Origin of the sequence: Desulfofundulus luciae, from assembly GCF_030813795.1 — a bacterium.
GTDB lineage: Bacteria > Bacillota > Desulfotomaculia > Desulfotomaculales > Desulfovirgulaceae > Desulfofundulus > Desulfofundulus luciae.
The window spans coordinates 1-1,020 of sequence record NZ_JAUSUX010000073.1 but is presented as its reverse complement, the minus strand read 5'-3'; the positions used below and the strand labels follow the sequence as shown (position 1 = coordinate 1,020).

Here is a 1,020-nt window from a genome sequence, read left to right as displayed (position 1 = left end):
CTCCATCCACCGGTTTAACCCGTAAGGGAAATCTCTCCCGAAAGAGGCTATACCCGTTGCTGGACAATGTTTAGTCCCGCTATTAAACTGGTATTCAGGAATAACATGGTAGTCATGATGGTCATGGTCATTCGTAGTCGTGGCTGGGGATATGTGGATAACTCGCAGAGTTATCCAAGCTCTTGTGGGCAGCCGGGTTTTAGTTTTGTGTACGACAGCATGGCAACTGTCGTACTTGCGGACAGGGCTGCTGCCCACAAGAGCGGCATATCCCCAGCCCATAAGACCCTCTAAAAATCCGATGTGGGGTGATTGCATGGGACGCCCCAGGTTTCACCGCCAAAATCTCCTGGTCCAAACGAATTCTGTCGAACAAAAATGCCTTTTTCACTGGCTGGTCAGGGAAAGCATGGACCGGTTTGGATTGTCCTTCGAGGAAGCCAGGTCCGTTGCTGCCAAAGGTCTTGGTTTTCTGAACCAGGAAACGGACCGAATGATCAACCAGATTGTTTTCCCCCTCATTTCTGCCGAATATGCCCATCAGCGGGAAAAGTATTCTCTTCTACCCAAACGGCCGGTTGTGCTCACCCCTTTTGCACCGGATGATCTGGAGATTCACCGGGAATTTGGCCTGAAAGCCATGCAAAATGCGCGGCTGCTCAGGCTGATTGAAGAGGCCTATCTCCAGGGGGCGGTCTTTGACCAGCCCCACCTGTCACTGCTCACCAATATCACTGCCAAATCCATCCGGGAGCGGTTAAAACCCCTCTGGGAGAAAGGGGTTTGCCTTCCTCTGGCCGGTCAGGCGCTAAAACATCGCCGGAACCGGGTTTTTCGCAGTACCTTTGCTCTGCAAATGGCCATTTCCGGAGAACGACCCTCAAGAATCCGGGAAGAACTGTTTATCTCCGAATCCCAGTGGGAAAGCTGGCAGCTGGACTTCAGCCGGGTGGCCGCCCTGGCCGGTAAAGACTTGAACCGGGAGCATATTGCCCGGGTTACCGGTGTTCACCTCAGATT

At 52.9% G+C, this 1,020-nt stretch carries 1 protein-coding gene; it reads left to right on the top strand.

Annotated features, from left to right (window positions below; genetic code table 11):
- Positions 1–316 precede the first annotated feature (316 nt).
- Positions 317–1,020: DUF1670 domain-containing protein (locus J2Z49_RS14790; protein WP_307403957.1), on the top strand; the 704-nt coding region annotated here is incomplete at its 3' end.